At 66.3% G+C, this 15,095-nt stretch carries 15 protein-coding genes; 8 read left to right on the top strand and 7 right to left on the bottom strand.

The window, feature by feature from the left end; genetic code table 11:
* Positions 1-46: 46 nt before the first annotated feature.
* The 3 genes from ACZ45C_RS07565 to ACZ45C_RS07555 form a co-directional block, all read right to left on the bottom strand.
* Positions 47-1,024 carry a hypothetical protein gene (locus ACZ45C_RS07565; protein ID WP_460560581.1) on the bottom strand — a complete coding sequence of 326 codons (978 nt, stop codon included), beginning with the start codon at positions 1,022-1,024 and terminating at the stop codon, positions 47-49.
* A gap of 258 nt (positions 1,025-1,282) precedes the next feature.
* Complete coding sequence (locus ACZ45C_RS07560) at positions 1,283-1,600, bottom strand: DUF5789 family protein (protein WP_460560579.1); 318 nt, start codon at positions 1,598-1,600, stop codon at positions 1,283-1,285.
* A gap of 224 nt (positions 1,601-1,824) precedes the next feature.
* A complete protein-coding gene (locus ACZ45C_RS07555) occupies positions 1,825-2,574 on the bottom strand; it encodes a GNAT family N-acetyltransferase (protein ID WP_460560577.1) in 750 nt (249 codons plus the stop codon).
* Between the two features lie 608 nt (positions 2,575-3,182).
* On the opposite strand from ACZ45C_RS07555, the gene ACZ45C_RS07550 reads away from it, so the two are divergent.
* The 8 genes from ACZ45C_RS07550 to ACZ45C_RS07515 all read left to right on the top strand — a co-directional run bounded on the left by ACZ45C_RS07550 (position 3,183) and on the right by ACZ45C_RS07515 (position 10,729).
* Positions 3,183-3,407 carry a hypothetical protein gene (locus ACZ45C_RS07550; RefSeq protein ID WP_460560575.1) on the top strand — a complete coding sequence of 75 codons (225 nt, stop codon included), beginning with the start codon at positions 3,183-3,185 and terminating at the stop codon, positions 3,405-3,407.
* A 1-nt stretch (position 3,408) separates the two neighbouring features.
* Positions 3,409-4,743, top strand: coding sequence for an AI-2E family transporter (locus tag ACZ45C_RS07545; RefSeq protein ID WP_460560573.1), 1,335 nt, complete (start codon positions 3,409-3,411; stop codon positions 4,741-4,743).
* Between the two features lie 146 nt (positions 4,744-4,889).
* Positions 4,890-5,909, top strand: a complete 1,020-nt coding sequence (locus tag ACZ45C_RS07540; RefSeq protein WP_460560571.1) for a DUF7972 family membrane protein — start codon at positions 4,890-4,892, stop codon at positions 5,907-5,909.
* Positions 5,910-6,190: 281 nt separating this feature from the next.
* A complete protein-coding gene (locus tag ACZ45C_RS07535) occupies positions 6,191-6,775 on the top strand; it encodes a metal-dependent hydrolase (RefSeq protein ID WP_460560569.1) in 585 nt (194 codons plus the stop codon).
* 193 nt (positions 6,776-6,968) lie between these two features.
* Positions 6,969-7,244: a hypothetical protein gene (locus ACZ45C_RS07530; RefSeq protein WP_460560567.1), complete on the top strand. Its 276-nt coding sequence runs from the start codon at positions 6,969-6,971 to the stop codon at positions 7,242-7,244.
* A 46-nt stretch (positions 7,245-7,290) separates the two neighbouring features.
* The gene (locus ACZ45C_RS07525) at positions 7,291-7,620 is read left to right on the top strand and encodes a DUF7130 family rubredoxin-like protein (protein ID WP_460560566.1); all 330 of its coding nucleotides are present in this window, start codon (positions 7,291-7,293) and stop codon (positions 7,618-7,620) included.
* A gap of 167 nt (positions 7,621-7,787) precedes the next feature.
* Entirely contained in the window at positions 7,788-9,149 is a 1,362-nt protein-coding gene (locus ACZ45C_RS07520; RefSeq protein WP_460560564.1) for an NAD-dependent succinate-semialdehyde dehydrogenase, read from the top strand.
* Positions 9,149-10,729 (top strand): acetolactate synthase large subunit, encoded by a 1,581-nt coding sequence (locus ACZ45C_RS07515; RefSeq protein ID WP_460560562.1) that lies wholly within the window; start codon positions 9,149-9,151, stop codon positions 10,727-10,729. The genes ACZ45C_RS07520 and ACZ45C_RS07515 overlap by 1 nt, the downstream gene beginning before the upstream one ends.
* A 211-nt stretch (positions 10,730-10,940) precedes the next feature.
* Here the strand turns inward: ACZ45C_RS07515 and ACZ45C_RS07510 are convergent, their stop codons facing one another.
* The 4 genes from ACZ45C_RS07510 to ACZ45C_RS07495 all read right to left on the bottom strand — a co-directional run bounded on the left by ACZ45C_RS07510 (position 10,941) and on the right by ACZ45C_RS07495 (position 14,897).
* The gene (locus ACZ45C_RS07510) at positions 10,941-11,735 is read right to left on the bottom strand and encodes an HpcH/HpaI aldolase family protein (protein WP_460560560.1); all 795 of its coding nucleotides are present in this window, start codon (positions 11,733-11,735) and stop codon (positions 10,941-10,943) included.
* A 346-nt stretch (positions 11,736-12,081) separates the two neighbouring features.
* Positions 12,082-12,912, bottom strand: coding sequence for a YihY/virulence factor BrkB family protein (locus ACZ45C_RS07505; RefSeq protein WP_460560558.1), 831 nt, complete (start codon positions 12,910-12,912; stop codon positions 12,082-12,084).
* Positions 12,913-12,946: 34 nt separating this feature from the next.
* A complete protein-coding gene (locus ACZ45C_RS07500; protein ID WP_460560556.1) occupies positions 12,947-13,615 on the bottom strand; it encodes a helix-turn-helix domain-containing protein in 669 nt (222 codons plus the stop codon).
* 382 nt (positions 13,616-13,997) lie between these two features.
* Positions 13,998-14,897 (bottom strand): mechanosensitive ion channel family protein, encoded by a 900-nt coding sequence (locus tag ACZ45C_RS07495; RefSeq protein WP_460560554.1) that lies wholly within the window; start codon positions 14,895-14,897, stop codon positions 13,998-14,000.
* Positions 14,898-15,095 lie beyond the last annotated feature (198 nt).

Below are 15,095 nucleotides of genomic sequence, written 5' to 3'. Positions count from 1 at the left end.
CGGAGATTGTGTCTCGGTGCGAGACCGCGAGCACCGTGTCTCGGTGCTACGGCGGGACGAACGGACCGACCGAGACGGTCCGCCGGGCGACCGTCGCCGCCCTGAGGATGTACGACACGAAAAGCGTCAGCGGCGTGGTGACGATGCCCAGACCGAGAGTGACGACGGCGGGGAGCAACGAGGGCGGAACCGTGACGGCGCTTTCCCGGTAGACGAGCGTCACTGCGATCGTCGTCACGAACGCTATCAGTCCGGTGTAGACGATCATCCGCGAGAGCTCCGCGAAATCCTGCTGGAGGGCTATCGTCTTGTAGAACTGACGGACGACGGCGATGGATTCGAGAAGCTCCTCGACCGCTCGAATCTCTGTCTGAACGGCTTCCGGAGCCGACTCGACGTATCCGTTCCTGACGTGTTGGACGGCGCGGAGGTTCACCGCGTATTCGGTTCCCAAGAGGACGTTGAGGACGTAGTTGACCTGCGTGTTGTCTTCGAGGTGCGAATCGATGTCCTCCCCGTACGCCTCGATGTCGCGAACGGCGTCCGTCACCTCGTTCGGCGGATCCCACTCGCCGGAGTCGCCCATCGAGCGGAGGGTTTCAGCCCGATCACGCAGCGTCCGGGCGATGAGCGAGAGGAACGCGGCCGGGTCGTTCGGACTTGACGGCTGTTCCGCGAGGGACGCGACGTCCTCGTGGAGTTCACGAGCGCCGTCGAGGCGGTCCGTCAGCGAGTTTACCGTTCCGAACACCCGTGAGATGACGAGCTGGTTTATCGAGAGAGTGACCGTGATGAGCGTGACGACACCGGCGGTGAGCCCGCTCGAAAAGAGCGAGTCGACGGAGCTGTCGGGTCCCACGGCCAAGATATCGCCCCAGATCAGCGCGCCGACGATCCCGACGATGCCGAGGGTGATACCGCCCGCGACGACGGGTCTACTCCCCTCGATGAGCACCCACGCTCGCACGCGTTCCCAGGCGGTTTTCTCGTAGACGGAACTCTCGGTACGAAGTTCAGGATCCATGTCGTACGGGTGCGGCGGTGCGGCGGAACGCTCCTCTTAGCGGCGAGTACTCGACGGCAGGGACCTTAGACGCGTGACGTGCGGGGACGAACGCGGTGTCGTGCGTGCGGAGGCGCGTGAACATGACTCGTCGGAGGGACGCGCCGGGCGAGCATAGTCGGGCGGCATGCGAGCGCAAGGGCCTGAAATCGAACCCGCGGTCCGGCCTCTGGCGGTGAGCGTCTCGTGGGGCGAGAGTCGAAGCGGCCGCCCGCCCGCCTACACCGACTCCTCGGTTCCCTCCTCGCTCTCCGTGCTGCCGCCGCGGTCCGAGTAGTTCTGTCGACCGATCGCCTCATCGCTGACCATCCCGATGACGCTCCGGCGCACGTCGTCGGCGGACTCGTAGGTGGTCTCGCCTTGGGACTCTAACACCGTTCGGAGCGTCGTCGTGTTGCCTTCCAGCTCGAGTTCGCGGTCGCCGTACCGCTCCAGTAGCGCCGCCTTGTCGATCGGGTACTCCTCGTCTTCGAGTTCGTCCGCGAGCGAACCGAACTCAACGCCCTGCTCGCGGCTGTCCTCGTTCTCGTCGGTCATCGTCTCGGAAGCCGCGCGGAAACCATTTACCCGCTGTGCTGGCACTTGCGGGGTCAAGTCGCCGAAGCCGATGGCGGCCACGGTTGCGACTCACACTCATCAACGTGGAATTCACCCGGAAAGCATCCGAATCGGCCCCGGCCACGACATCGCCCGGAGCAGTTCCGGTCGACACCGAACGGTCGAGAGAACGCCGATGGAGCGTCGCCCATCGTCGGCTCGCGTCAGAGGTACGCGTCGTCCCACTCGTCGGCCAAGTGTGTGTTGCCGCACTCCCCGCATTCGAGCCTGTCGAGGCCGTCGGTGGAGACGTTCGTACTGCCGCACTGCGAACAGAAGTACCCGTACGCGTCCGCCTCGTCGTCGGCACAGTACACGGTGAAGAACGGGGCCTCGCTGCCGGGAATGCTGTCGTCACGGTCGACGGATCGGTCGACTCCGTCGACGGTGACGGACGTCGGAACCGTGACGGTCGGTTCGGCCGGGTTCTCCGTCGATTGACCGCCCGTAAACACGGTGACCCCGAACTCTTCACCGCCGACCCGTATCCGGTCGTGATCGCTCTGTTTGAGGCCGAACCCTTTGAGGAACTCGCCGCCTTCGACGGCCTCGTCGAGGATACTCGCCGCGATCGGCCTGTCGGCGAACCGTTCGCGAACGCGACCGAGCAGCGCCGTGGCGACCCCCTCGCCGCGCACCGCCGGGTCCACGTGGAGCCACCGGATCGTCGCTCTCGTTCCGAGTTCGACGGTGACGAACCCGCGGACCGTTTCCGTCCCGTCGGCCGTCACCTCGGCGACGAGCACTATCGTATCCGGGTCGTCGAGCAGATCGGTCAGCGCCCCGTCGTCGAACTCCTCTTCGAGTATCGTTTCGATCTGGTCCGGACTGAGAGAGTAGGACGACTGTAGCGAATCGCGCGCGACCGCCCTGAGTTGTTCTCGATCGGCCGACTCTATCGGACGAACGTTCATCTGATCTGGTACCGCTGAACGGCCGTTTTCTGTTGTTTTCATGGTAACGAGGTGGATTTCGCACTGAGGACGCGGATTCGACGAGGGGCGGACGAGCGAGTCGGTGGGGAGGTATCTGCTCAGGTGGATCTCGGTGTCGGTCCCGATGCTGGAGGCGTCGAGCCGGTAGTCGGTTTCGCCGGCGTCGCCCCAGTTCGGATCGGAGCGTGTCCGCCAGCCCCGGGTCGGGATCGACGTGTGCTTTCCCTTGTTCCCACACTGGTGACGCGACCGATCGGTTCGCCGTCGGCGTTCACGGGGTTCGTGCCCTCGTCGTCCTCCGTCAGCGCGTACGTCGTCTCGGATGGCTATCGGATACACGGCGCTTCGGAGCCTAACCGTTCTGCTTGCCCCTGCCGGGGATATATGTGATCGCGGCCACCGAGCGGCTCGACATCGAGTGGGCTCGCCGTCGCGAAAGTGCTCACATCGCGAAAGACATAACGTAGATGTCAATACTATCGGCTTGCTCTCGCAAGGTATTCAGTTACTGCCCATATTCGGCCGACAGAACCACTATAGGACGATTTCGCGCAACATTCAATAAGTGTGGCGCGTTATTATCTAATATGGTTGATGTGTCACCCCGCGGTACGATCTATCTGGACGACGACCGCCGCCGAGTGGCCGCCTGGCTCGACAGTCGGCACCGGAACGGACTGGCCTCGGTACGGGCGGCGGTCCGGGGTGACGGCGCGGAGCGGTCACCCGCGTTTCCGGACATCTCCGGGACGGCGACCAGACCGAACCCGGAGTCCGTCTCGCCGGCGCGGCACCCGTCACGGGGGCAGTGAGATGGACCGAACCACGAGCGGACTCGAAGGCCGACTCCCGACCCGGAGCCGAGCCGCTTGGTGGGCGTTCATTCTCTTCCTCGGCGCGGTGGTCGCGTACGTCGTCGGCTCCTTCATGGGACTCGTCGTATTGGGGCTGTTCGGCTACTACGCCACTCGACCGATCTGCGTTCACCTCCGGTCGGTGACCGGCTCGCGACAGCTCGCGGCGACGCTGACGGCGCTGTCCGTCATCGTGCCGATCCTGCTGCTCTTCGCCGTCGTCGGTCTCCGGCTGTTCCAAGCCGTCCGGAGTCAGTTCGGGGACGGAAACGTCGTCGGGACGCTCATCGCCCGAATCACCGGCATCGACGCGCTCTCGGCGGAACAGCGCGAGCAGTTGGTGACGCTGCTGTCGAACCCCACGTCGGTCCTCGACGCCGGCGGATCGCTCTGGGCTAACTTGGGGACTGCCGTGACCGCACTTCAAGGCGTCGTGGGTGGGCTGTTCCTGCTCGGTCTCTCCACGACACTGGCGTACTTCCTACTCGCCAACGACGACGACGTCTCAGAGGGTGTGGTCGAGCTAATCGGGGGACGCGACTCGATCGCGTACACCTACGCGATCGCGGTCGACACCGATCTGGAGTCGGTGTTTTTCGGCAACCTGCTGTTCGTCGCCGCCTCGTCGATCCTGGCGACAGCGGCGTACGCGGCGACGAACCTCGTGGCCCCGCCCGGACTCCAGGTGCCGATGGTGCTCGTGGCCGGGTTCCTGACCGGGATCGCGAGTCTGATCCCCGTCGTCGTCGGCAAGATCGTCTACATACCCATCGTCGCGTCGCTCGGGTTTCAGGCCGTCAGCAGCGATCAGGGCGAAGGGAGCCTCGTGTTCGTCGGGGTCGTGTTCGTGGCCTACGTGCTCCTCTTGGACATCCTGCCGCAGTCGTTCCTCCAGCCGTACCTCTCCGGGCGACGGATCAGTCCGATCCTGCTGCTTTTCGCCTACCTGATCGGACCGATCCTGTTCGGTTGGTACGGCATCTTCCTCATGCCGATCCTGTTCGTGCTCGTCCTCGAAGCGATCCGGATCGTGCTCCCCGAACTGCTCAGCGGGGAGACGATCCGTCCCGAGGCGACGGTCGCGGAGGACGTCGGGACGGACCTGAAAGACGCGCACGCTGAGGAGGACGAGTTCCAGCGCGGCGGTTCCGAGCCGGAGTCCGAATCCGATCCCGAATCCGAGCCGAAGTCCGAATCTAGGCCTGATTCCGAGTCCGACTCTGATCCCGGTCCTGAATCCGAGTCCGACTCTGATCCCGAATCCGATCGCGACCCGAATGCAGACGAACGCTGAGCCCGCGAGAGAAAGTCACGAAAAGGGTGTTGCGTTCGCAAGCCTCGGTCTTATTTCCCTCAGGGCCGGCCACCTCTCATGGCGGTCGTCGACGCGATTGGGTTCCTCGTGAGTCTGGTCGTCACCGGGTTCGTGACGGAGCGGTTATGAGCGTCACCGACCGCTACTGGGGGCTCCGCGACTGGTTCCCGGTCCCGCGGCGGAACGGTCGCTTCTACGTGATCCGGTGGGTCCTGTTGGAGGCCAACCGGCTCGCGGTCACCGGCGCGCTGGTGACGTTCATGTTCTCGGCGCTCATGGCGGTCGGGTGGATCTGGACCTTCGAGATGCAGCAGGTCCTCACGGAGACGCCCGCGGTCCAGACGATCCTGAGCTCGCTTTTGAGCGGCATCATCCTGCTCGTGTCGATCGTGGTGTCGATCAACTCGATCGTCCTCTCCCACGACATCACCTCGGTGGAGGCGCAGGAGGACCGCGTTCGGGGCGTGGTGGAGTTCCGACGGGACATCGGTCGGCTGACCGAGAGTGGCGAGAGCCCCACGGACCCGGCCGCGTTTCTCGGCCTGATGGCGTCGGTCATTCACGACCGCGCGACCGCCCTCGAAGCGGTCGCGACGGGAAACGACGAGGAGCTGAACCGAGAGGTCCAAGAGTACGTCGAGGAGGTGGTCCGAACCGTCGAGCCGCTGGGAGACCAGGGCGACTCCGCCTCCGGCGCAGATTTCGGTGTCCTCTGGCTCGGGTTGGAGGCGGACTACGGGGTGTACATGGAGCGCTCGACGACATTGCGTCGCTCCTACGAGGGCGATCTCTCCGACGCGTTCGAGGAGCGGCTCGACGACCTCGTTCGGGCGTTCCGGCTGTTCGCCACCGGCAAGGAGTATTTCAAGACGATCTACTACACCCAGGAGGTGTCCCAGCTGTCGCGGACGCTCCTCGTCATCTCGCTGCCGTCGATCCTCGTCACCGCGTCGGCCATCCTCGCGATCAACGCGCAGCTCCTGCCCGAAGTGTGGGTGTTCGGGTTCCCGCCGCTGATGAGCTTCGTCGCGACCGTGTTCACGGTCGCGTTGGCCCCGTTCCTCGTGTTGACCTCGTTCATGCTTCGGCTCTCGACGGTCGCCCAACGGACCGCCGGTGCGGGTCCCTTCTCCGTACAGCAGTGAACGCCGCGGCGACGCCGCCCTGCCGCCGCGATCTCGTTCCCACACCGACGCCGCCAGTCCGTCGGTCTCCACCTCTCCACGCACACGCAGGCAACATCGTTACCCGACTGGTCGTCGTCCGTACGCAATGATGAGCACCGTCGTAGCGATCGAGATGCCGACAGGAGTGGCCACCGCCGGGGACACCCGGATCGTCGACGAAGGGGCGAAACGGTGACCGACCGTCGACCCACGAATTGGGACGGAATCGCGCCGGCGTCCGTCGACCTCCGTTCCGCGTCATGCTCGACGAGACGCGGATCGGTCGCGCCCCGGGGGCCGCTCGGATGGTAGACGTGACCGGCCACTTGGGGATGGCGCTGCTCTGGCTCGCGCCCGCGTGGTTCCTCCTCGATCATCGGAAAACGGCGGGGACGTTCGTCGTGACTGGCGTTCCATTCGGGATGTTGCCGGACATCGACCTCGTCTTGGAGGGACTCGTTCCGACCATCAAACACCACGGAGTGTTTCACACCGTCCTCGCGGTGACGCTCCTCGCCGCGGTCATCGGTCCCGTCGTCGGGAAGGTCGTCGAGCCGCTCGCCGGTAACACGGACTGGCTGTCCCCTGACGCGGCGGCCCACAGCGTCCGGTTCGGCTTTCTCGCCGTCTGGGTCCCCGGGCTCGCTCACGTCTTCGCGGACATGCTCTCCGCGCCGGACATCGCCGACTCCATCGAACCGCTCTGGCCGCTCTATCACGGGTCGATCGGCGTCGACCTCGTCTGGTACAACAACCCCGTCGTTAATTGGGGACTCCTCGTCGCCGGTGTCCTCGTCAACGTCGGACTGTTCCTGTACGTCGGTGGTCGACCCTCGTCGACCTGAGCGACCGACGGCGTGCAACTCAGGCGAGGCGGGTGCGGTGACACCCGTGGTCGCGGCGACGAACGCAGTCGCGGCGACGACCCGGCCCGGGCCAACGGTCTCACACCCCATCCCCCACGGAGCGAATCCGACGAAAAACGCTTGCGGGCGCAAGCCGGAGCCAGTTCCGTACCGGTCCCGTAGGTCACTCGTGATGAGGTCGATACGCGGTGGAAAGACGTTGCAGAGACTGGGAATCGTCTCGACCCTGATAGACGCCGCCGCGGCGTTCGCCCGCCGGGATACCCGGACGGGATTCCTCCTTCTCGGTGCGGCCGTCGCGTCGAGGTGGGTACCGGGGCTTGGCGTGGTCGTCTCCGTGTTCACCCGACTCTACCGGAGGGTTCGGCGGAACGGAGAGGCGGGTCTCGGGGGAACCGAACTGATCGAACAGGGCGTGGTCCCCTCGAGTCAGAGGGCTGAACGATGACCCGCTCTGTGCCCCACGCTGAGCGGCTTCCCCGGAGGTGGCGGACATGAGCGAGGACGCGGCGGAGCCGTCGTCGGGATCGGTCCCCAACGACGAGCCTATCGATCCGGGTGAGTCGGTGTACGACGAGGACGGACGGGTCCTCGGCCAGGTCAGCGGGTACACCCCCGACGGGTTCGAGGTCTCGATCACGGAAAGCGGCTCGACCGGCGGGGACGACGCGGAGACCATTCCGGGACAGGAGTTCGGCGAGGGGTACCTGATGTGGCGCTGTTCGGAGTGCGGCGAGATGGGCGATCTGGAGGGCGGAATGCCGGACTCGTGTCCGGAGTGTGACGCCCCCGAGGAGGCGCTGGTCGCGGTCGAAGAGGACTGACGGTATCGGCCCGCCGGGAGACTGGACAGTGACACCCCCATCCCAGCGGTACCGGCGGCCGACGACCGGCCCATCGAACCCTGCCGACGAGTCCGCAGAGCCGTCCGTCTGGAGCGGGGGGAGGATAGCAGACACCTAACTATAGGTCGATTTCTCATATCGGAATTATGGATGCTGTCAACCCCGCGACCGGCGAGCGGCTCGGTTCCTACGAGGAACACACGAAACACGAGGTCGACGACGCCCTCGAACGAGCGAGCGTCGCCTTCGAGAGCTGGCGAGGACGGCCGCTTTGCGACCGGGAACGCCTGTTGGAGTCCGCGGCCGACGTCCTCCGAGAGAACGAGCGCGAGTACGCCGAGACGATGACTCGGGAGATGGGGAAGCCGATCGATCAGGCGGTCGCAGAAGTCGAGAAGTGCGCGCGCGGCTGCGACCACTACGCCGAGCACGCGAGCGCCTACCTCGGTGCCGACCACCACCCCAGCCCGGCGGGAACGTCCGCGAAGACGGTCTACGAGCCACTCGGACCGGTGTTGGCGGTGATGCCTTGGAACTTCCCGTTCTGGCAGGTGTTCCGGTTCGCCGCGCCCTCCCTCGCCGCCGGCAACGTCGGACTCCTCAAACACGCCTCGAACGTGCCGGGATGCGCGCTCGCCATCGAGTCGGTGTTCCGCGACGCGGGGTTCCCCGAGGGTGCCTTCCAGTCGCTTCTGATCCCCTCCGACCGCGTCGACTCCGTCCTCGCCGACGACCGCGTCCGGGCGGCGACGGTGACCGGAAGCGGTCCGGCGGGTCGGGCGGTCGCGGCGGCCGCCGGCGACCGCCTCAAGAAGACGGTCCTCGAACTCGGCGGGAGCGACCCCTTCGTCGTTCTCGACGACGCCGACGTCTCCGCCGCGGCCGAGACGGGCGCGTGGGCGCGCAACCAGAACGGCGGTCAGTCCTGTATCGCGGCCAAGCGGTTCGTCGTTCACGCCGACGTCTACGACGAGTTTCTCCGCCGCTTTACCGACGAGGTCGAGTCGCTCGTCGTCGGGGACCCGACGGCCGACGGGACCGACCTCGGCCCGCAGGCGCGGCCGGAACTGCTGGCCGACCTCCACGACCAAGTCACGGCCAGCGTCGACGCGGGCGCGACGGTCGTCACCGGCGGCGAGCCGCTCGACCGCGAGGGAGCGTTCTATCCGCCGACGGTACTGACGGACGTGCCCGCGGGGTGCCCGGTCGACAGCGAGGAGACGTTCGGTCCCGTCGCGGCGGTGTACGAGATCGCCGACGAGGCGAGCGCAGTCGCGCTCGCGAATGACACCGAGTTCGGCTTAGGGGCGAGCGTCTGGACCGAGGACCGCGACCGGGGCGAACGGGTCGCCGGCCGGATCGACGCGGGCTGCGTGTACGTCAATCAGCTCGTCAAGTCCGATCCGCGGGTCCCGTTCGGCGGGGTCAACGACTCGGGGTACGGCCGCGAACTGGCCGGTGCCGGAATCCGCGAGTTCGTCAACCGCAAGACGGTGTGGGTGGAGTGATGAAGGTCTCGGACCTGCTCGTCGCCTGTCTCGAACGGGAGGGAATCGAGCGCGTCTACGGACTCCCCGGCGAGGAGATGGAGGACCTGCTGTTCTCCTTGCGCGACTCGTCGGTCGAGTTCGTCCCCGTCCGCCACGAACAGGCCGCGGCGTTCATGGCGGACGTCCACGGGCGGCTCACGGGGGACGCGGGGGTCTGCCTCGCCACGCTCGGTCCCGGCGCGACGAACCTCCTGACCGGGGTCGCAGACGCCCACCTCGACAAGAGTCCGCTCGTCGCGATCACCGCACAGGGCGGGCTAGAGCGGCTCCATCAGGAGAGCCATCAGGCGATCGACGTCCTCCGGACGTTCGACCCCGTGACCAAGTGGAACACCCAGCTCGACAGTCCGGACATCGTCCACGAGTCGGTCAGGAAGGCGTTCAAGATCGCGCAGTACGAGAAGCCCGGCGCCACGCACCTCGAACTTCCCGAGGACGTCGCCGCGGAAGCGACCGAAACGCGGCCGATAGACCCCGGGAGACGGGTGGCGTTCGCTGCCCCCGACCCCGACGCTCTCGACCGAGTGAAGGCGGAGTTCCGGGAGGCGCAACGACCGATACTCGTCGCCGGGAACGGTGCCGTCCGCACTCACGCGGCGACGCGACTCAGGGAGTTCGTCGACGCCACCGAGGTCCCCGTCGTGTCCACGTACATGGGGAAGGGAGCAGTCTCCGACGCCGACGAGCGGTCGCTGATGACGATCGATTCGGGGTCGAACGACGATCCGATCCGGGCGATCGCGACGGCCGACCTCGTCGTCACCGTCGGCTACGACATCGCGGAGCACGATCCCGCCGCCTGGCGCGGCGACGGAACCCCGCTCGTCCACGTCGACAGCGAGCCCGCGGAGGTGTATGAGGCGTACGATCCCGACGTCGAGGTCGTCGCGGACATCGAGCGGACGCTCGGATCCCTCCTCGACTGGTGCCGCGAAGAGGGCCCGTCGTTCGACGCCGACTGGTACGGGGAGTACCGCGATCGGATCGTCGCGGACGTCGACCGCGAGCCGCCCGCCGACCCGCCGTTCACCGTCCGGTCGGTACTGCCGGTGCTGCGGGAGGCGATGGCGCCTGAAGACGTGCTCGTCTCGGACGTCGGCAGCCACAAGATGGCCATCGCGGCGAACTTCCCGACCTACGAGCCGAACACCTGTATCGTCTCGAACGGGTTCGCCTCGATGGGGATCGCGGTCCCGGGCGGGGTAGCAGCCGACCTCGCGGTCGACGCGAACGTCGTCGCGGCGACGGGTGACGGCGGGTTCCTGATGAACGCCGCCGAGATCGAGACGGCGACGCGGATGGACTGTTCGTTCACTATCCTGCTTTTCACCGACGACGACTACGGACTCATCTCGGAGAAACAGGTCGCACACACCGGCGACTCGTTCGGGACCGGGCTGACGAATCCCGACTTCGTCGCGTTCGCCGACAGCTTCGGGATCGAGAGCTATCGGCCGGCCTCGACGGCGGAACTTCGCACGGCGCTCGAAAGCGCCGCGGACGACGAGATGTCACTCGTCGAAGTCCCCGTCGAGTGATCGAGCGTGTCAGCGCGCGGATCCCGTCTCCGATATTTAGTATCCGTGAGCGGCGAGGTTGAAGAGGCGTGAGGTGTTTTCTCGGCAGAGTCACCGTTCATTCGTAAGTAGCCGACAGTGACACGGTGATTCAGCGTATACTCAACCGCTCAGTCGATTCCGCCGCGTACTCCCGTGATCGATCGAGACGCACCCGTAGCGACCGACTGTCTCACGTGTCGTTCGGTTCGTAGGCGTCGAGCCAGTCGGTGACGGCCCCTTCGAGCGCCGCGGTCGTGCTCCCGAGGTTCAGCATCTGGTAGCCGTTCGCCGCTTTCTCGTTGACGTCGTCCATCCCGAATCCGAGACCCGCGATGGGGACGTCCGCATCGGCGGCCTTCGATCGAACCGTCTTGACGGCTTCCTGTACCCGCGGATGATCGACTTCGCCCGGGTGGCCGAGTGACACCGAGAGGTCGAACGGACCGATAAAGACGAATCCCAGCTCTGGGACGGCGAGAATTTCATCCAAGTTCTCGACGGACGCCTCGGTCTCGATAGTCACGCCGACGAGGGTTTCCCGGTCTTCGGCGGCGATGTAGTCGTCAGAGAGCCCCCAGCGACTGGCCCGCGGCGACGCCAGCCCCCGGTCACCGGGGTCGCCCTCGTAACGAAACCGCGCAGATCGAACCGCGTCTCGGACCTCTTCGGCGGTTTCCACGCGCGGAAGGAACACGTTTCTCGCGCCGAGGTCCAGCGCTTTCCGGACGAGCGTCGGATCCGTATCTGGGAGCCGTACGAGCAACTCCACGTCCGTCCGTTCGCCCGCACGGAGCAGGTCTTCCACCCGACTCCCGTCCCACGGATCCGGCCCGCCGTGTTCGAAGTCCAACCAGACGAAATCGACGCCGAGTTCACCGTAGAACTCCACGAGCGTCGGACTGTACGTATTGTCGAGTACACCGAGTGCGACGTCTCCGGCATCGAGAGTCGCGATGAGGTCGTTCGTGGGTTGAGACGCAGTCATAGAACATCGACCGGGGGACGGTTCGTCGGCGCGCGTTCGGCGTTCGTGAATCCAGTTTCGACACCGTCTGTCACCGCTCGGCTGTGACCCTTCTTTCGTTCCATCTCAGGCTCTCCGACGGGCCGCTGGCGAATTGTTATAGAGGTCGTATCCGAGTATGGCATTCGTAATTCCAGCTCCGCCCCCGGACTCGTTGCCGTCTTTCATCCGGCGGCCCGTGGCGCGTAGCGCCACTCAGGGGAACCGTTGGTTCCTCGATACTCGCGCCCTGCGGGCGCTCATCGGCGCGTACCTCCTCACGGTTTTTGATAACTGATCTTGGACTCTCTCGCAGTCGTTTGAAGTCTCACTGAACCTTCGCCGTCTCGGCGGAGGCCGGGGCGCGGCGGCCCATGAGGACGACGTTCGTCGCGGCCCCGATCAAGATCACGAGCGCGCCGAAGTAGAGGAACGTGATGAGGAGGATGACGCCGCCGATGACGCCGTACAGGTCCTGTGTCGACGAGTACGCGACGTAGACGCCGAAGCCGGCATTGAGAAGCGCCCAGCCGATGGCCGCGACCACGGCACCGGGGAGAGCCATCCGCAGAGACAGGTCCGCGTCGGGGAACACGTAGAAGACGGGGAGGAACACGACCGAGAGCGCGAGAATCAGCGACGCGCTCCGTACCAGCCCCGGAAACGGGATATTCGGGACGAACGGGAGGATCGTCGCCGCGGCGAGCACCGCCAGAAACGCGGCCCCGAGAGCCACCAGGACGACGGCCCCGTCCTTGAACTGGTTGGGGAGGTCGTTCCGCCGCTGGGTGTCGTAGATCGCTGAGAAGGCCGTGTCGAGCGCGCGCAGGACCCGAAACACGCCCCAAAGAAGGACCACGATCCCGAGGACCGAAAGCCCCGTCTGACTCCCGGCCTGACTGATGCTGTCGGCCAACAGGGACTGGCCGGTCGGCGACAGGTAGCTCCCCGTGGCACTCCGGACGCGGCCCGCCAGCGATTCCCCGCCGACCACGGACGCCGCGATCACCAGCAGCAACACGAGCGGAAGCAGCGAGACGAACGCCGAGTACGCGATGCTCCCGGCCATGAATGCGACGTTCTTCGTTCGGGCCTCTCGGACGACGCCCCGGACGATCCGGGTGGCGCGTTCCGCCGAGCGCGCGTACGGGAAACTCATGCGCTACCGCTCCGGAGGGGGCGCGGAACGACCCTCACGGGCGGCCTTCAGACCCGACCGTCGACTCCGAAAGCATCCGCTCGACGAGGTGGGAGTGACCCCGTCGGAGGCGTTCGGAGACGGCCTGGTGTGACACCTCGAACTCCGCCGCCAGTTCCTCCAGCGTCGTGCCCCGCGGGACGTCGTAGTAGTCCGTCTGAAACGCCTGCGCGATGGTGGTGTGCTGCGTCGCCGACAGCCCCCCCGTGTCGCCCGCTCGACAGGAGAGGCTACCGACGCGGGAGAGCGAGACGTCGGTCCCGGCGTCGCACCACGTCTGGAACGTCTCGGACGCCATCGAGCGGTCGGGGAACAGAATCCGGAACAGCCAGTGGTCGGCGGTGCCGCGGACGTCGAGAACCGAGCCGTCCGCCTCGGAGAACCCGTCGATGAGGCCGGTCGCGCCCGCCGTCCAGTCGACCGAGTACAGGTCGCGGTCGTCGTCACGGGAAAGGTGTCTCACGCGCTCCGTAGAGGGGTCGTCCTCCAGAGCCGTTTCGAGTCGGTCCGGGTGGTTCGTCGACGCCCACAGGAACGGCATGGGACACGCGGAACTGTGGACAGCGGACTGGACGAACTCCAACTCGACGTCCGGAACCCGCTCGATGGCCTCTTCGAGCACGAACTGATCCAACGGGACGGTGGCATCGACGACGGTCTCCATGTCTCTGCGCTGTCCGCGGGAGGACTTTAGTAAGAACACCGTACAGTGTTCCGGTCCGCAAGTTGTCGAACCGGTGAGAATCGACGCCCGAACCCCGCCGCACACGACCGAATAGCGTCGTCTTATTTTTCGTACCGGCGGATTACGTCGGGTCTGTCGTCCGGAGCGGCGCCGTTTCGCCGACCGCCGTCCCGAGTGCCGCTCCGTGAGTGTGCCCGTGCTTACCCGGCGTGCGGAGGTTCGAGTGGTTCCGCACGGCCGGTGACCGAGGAATCGTCGTCGTTGGGTCTGTGCCGTCTTCGCGGAACACGACAGAATCGGTGGCGCGTGAGACGGGATCCGACGCGCTGCGGCGGCCCGCCACACCTCGGGAGTCACCGTCTCAGTCACGTAGAGACGCGTCGTCGAGGGCGATCCGGCCGGTGAGTTCGTGTTCGGCGGCCGGGCTGACCGTGATCCCGCCGGCTTCGAGACGGTCCTTGGCGGCCTTGGCGTACGCCGACCGCACCGCGAAGACGTCGCGGCGGGTCGGATCGGCGACCCAGTAGCGGACGCGGATCGAAACCGCGTCGTCGCCGAGTTCGTCGACGTACGCGCTGGGGGGCGGATCGGCGAGGATCCCGTCCGTCTCACGGGCGACATCGGTGAGTCGGGCCAACGCCTCGTCGAGGTCGTCCGCGTAGTCGACGCCCAGCTCTTGGACGATCCGGAGGTTCCCGCGCCCGTACGGTCTGACGATCTCGTGAGCGGTCAGTATCGTGTTCGGGATGGTGACGAGCTCGCCGTCGTTCGTCTCGACGCGGGTGAACCGAAACGCGATCGACTGGACGACGCCCTCCCCGTTGCTCCATCGGATGTGGTCGCCGACGTTGAACTCGGGATCGAGGACTAACGCGATCCCGCTGACGAGCGAGCCGATCACCTCGCGTGCGGCGATCCCGACTGCCAGCGCGACCGCGCTGATGACCAGCGCGGAGTCGTCGAGGAACGCGCCGTAGCCGGCGACCGCTACCCCGACCAGCGCGCCAACCACCACCACGAAGAGACGGAAGTAGAGGACGACTGCGGCTTGGAGCGTCGGATTGTTGCGGTTCCGTCGCCGGACCGCGCGCGTGAGAACCGGTTGGACGAGCAGCCGTCCGATCAGGACGACCGCCGAGAGTCCGAGGAGGAACCAGCCGAGTTGAACGAGGAGCGGCCAGAGGACGCTCAGTTCCTCCGGGCCGGGGTCCGGTTCGAGGGCCCGTTGGAGCGACGCCGTCGGCGCCGCGAGCGGTACCATCATCTCCCGACCGGGAGGTTAGCCGACCGTCCCGGAACGATCCCGTACGCGCAACGGTCGGTCGACGCGGCGGTCATCGCGCGGAGGGCGCCCCCGCCACGCACCGCAGGCGGGGCGATCGCCTTTCGGGGGCCGATCGAACCCACGGTCCGGGTCGCGAAGTACATAATCCGGGAAACGCATCGGCGCAAATTAAAT

The organism is Halorubrum pallidum (assembly GCF_055380345.1).
The sequence above is the reverse complement of the archived record's forward strand: the minus strand, read 5'-3'. Positions and strand labels throughout refer to the sequence as shown.

Excerpts from the sequence above, each read along its gene's own strand:
- ACZ45C_RS07530 (WP_460560567.1), top strand. The coding sequence starts at position 6,969 with ATGAGGTCGATACGCGGTGGAAAGACGTTGCAGAGACTGGGAATCGTC.
- ACZ45C_RS07535 (WP_460560569.1), top strand. The coding sequence starts at position 6,191 with ATGCTCGACGAGACGCGGATCGGTCGCGCCCCGGGGGCCGCTCGGATG.
- ACZ45C_RS07500 (WP_460560556.1), bottom strand. The coding sequence starts at position 13,615 with ATGGAGACCGTCGTCGATGCCACCGTCCCGTTGGATCAGTTCGTGCTC.
- ACZ45C_RS07520 (WP_460560564.1), top strand. The coding sequence starts at position 7,788 with ATGGATGCTGTCAACCCCGCGACCGGCGAGCGGCTCGGTTCCTACGAG.
- ACZ45C_RS07515 (WP_460560562.1), top strand. The coding sequence starts at position 9,149 with ATGAAGGTCTCGGACCTGCTCGTCGCCTGTCTCGAACGGGAGGGAATC.
- ACZ45C_RS07560 (WP_460560579.1), bottom strand. The coding sequence starts at position 1,600 with ATGACCGACGAGAACGAGGACAGCCGCGAGCAGGGCGTTGAGTTCGGT.
- ACZ45C_RS07505 (WP_460560558.1), bottom strand. The coding sequence starts at position 12,912 with ATGAGTTTCCCGTACGCGCGCTCGGCGGAACGCGCCACCCGGATCGTC.
- ACZ45C_RS07495 (WP_460560554.1), bottom strand. The coding sequence starts at position 14,897 with ATGGTACCGCTCGCGGCGCCGACGGCGTCGCTCCAACGGGCCCTCGAA.
- ACZ45C_RS07525 (WP_460560566.1), top strand. The coding sequence starts at position 7,291 with ATGAGCGAGGACGCGGCGGAGCCGTCGTCGGGATCGGTCCCCAACGAC.
- ACZ45C_RS07550 (WP_460560575.1), top strand. The coding sequence starts at position 3,183 with ATGGTTGATGTGTCACCCCGCGGTACGATCTATCTGGACGACGACCGC.
- ACZ45C_RS07540 (WP_460560571.1), top strand. The coding sequence starts at position 4,890 with ATGAGCGTCACCGACCGCTACTGGGGGCTCCGCGACTGGTTCCCGGTC.
- ACZ45C_RS07555 (WP_460560577.1), bottom strand. The coding sequence starts at position 2,574 with ATGAACGTTCGTCCGATAGAGTCGGCCGATCGAGAACAACTCAGGGCG.
- ACZ45C_RS07545 (WP_460560573.1), top strand. The coding sequence starts at position 3,409 with ATGGACCGAACCACGAGCGGACTCGAAGGCCGACTCCCGACCCGGAGC.
- ACZ45C_RS07510 (WP_460560560.1), bottom strand. The coding sequence starts at position 11,735 with ATGACTGCGTCTCAACCCACGAACGACCTCATCGCGACTCTCGATGCC.
- ACZ45C_RS07565 (WP_460560581.1), bottom strand. The coding sequence starts at position 1,024 with ATGGATCCTGAACTTCGTACCGAGAGTTCCGTCTACGAGAAAACCGCC.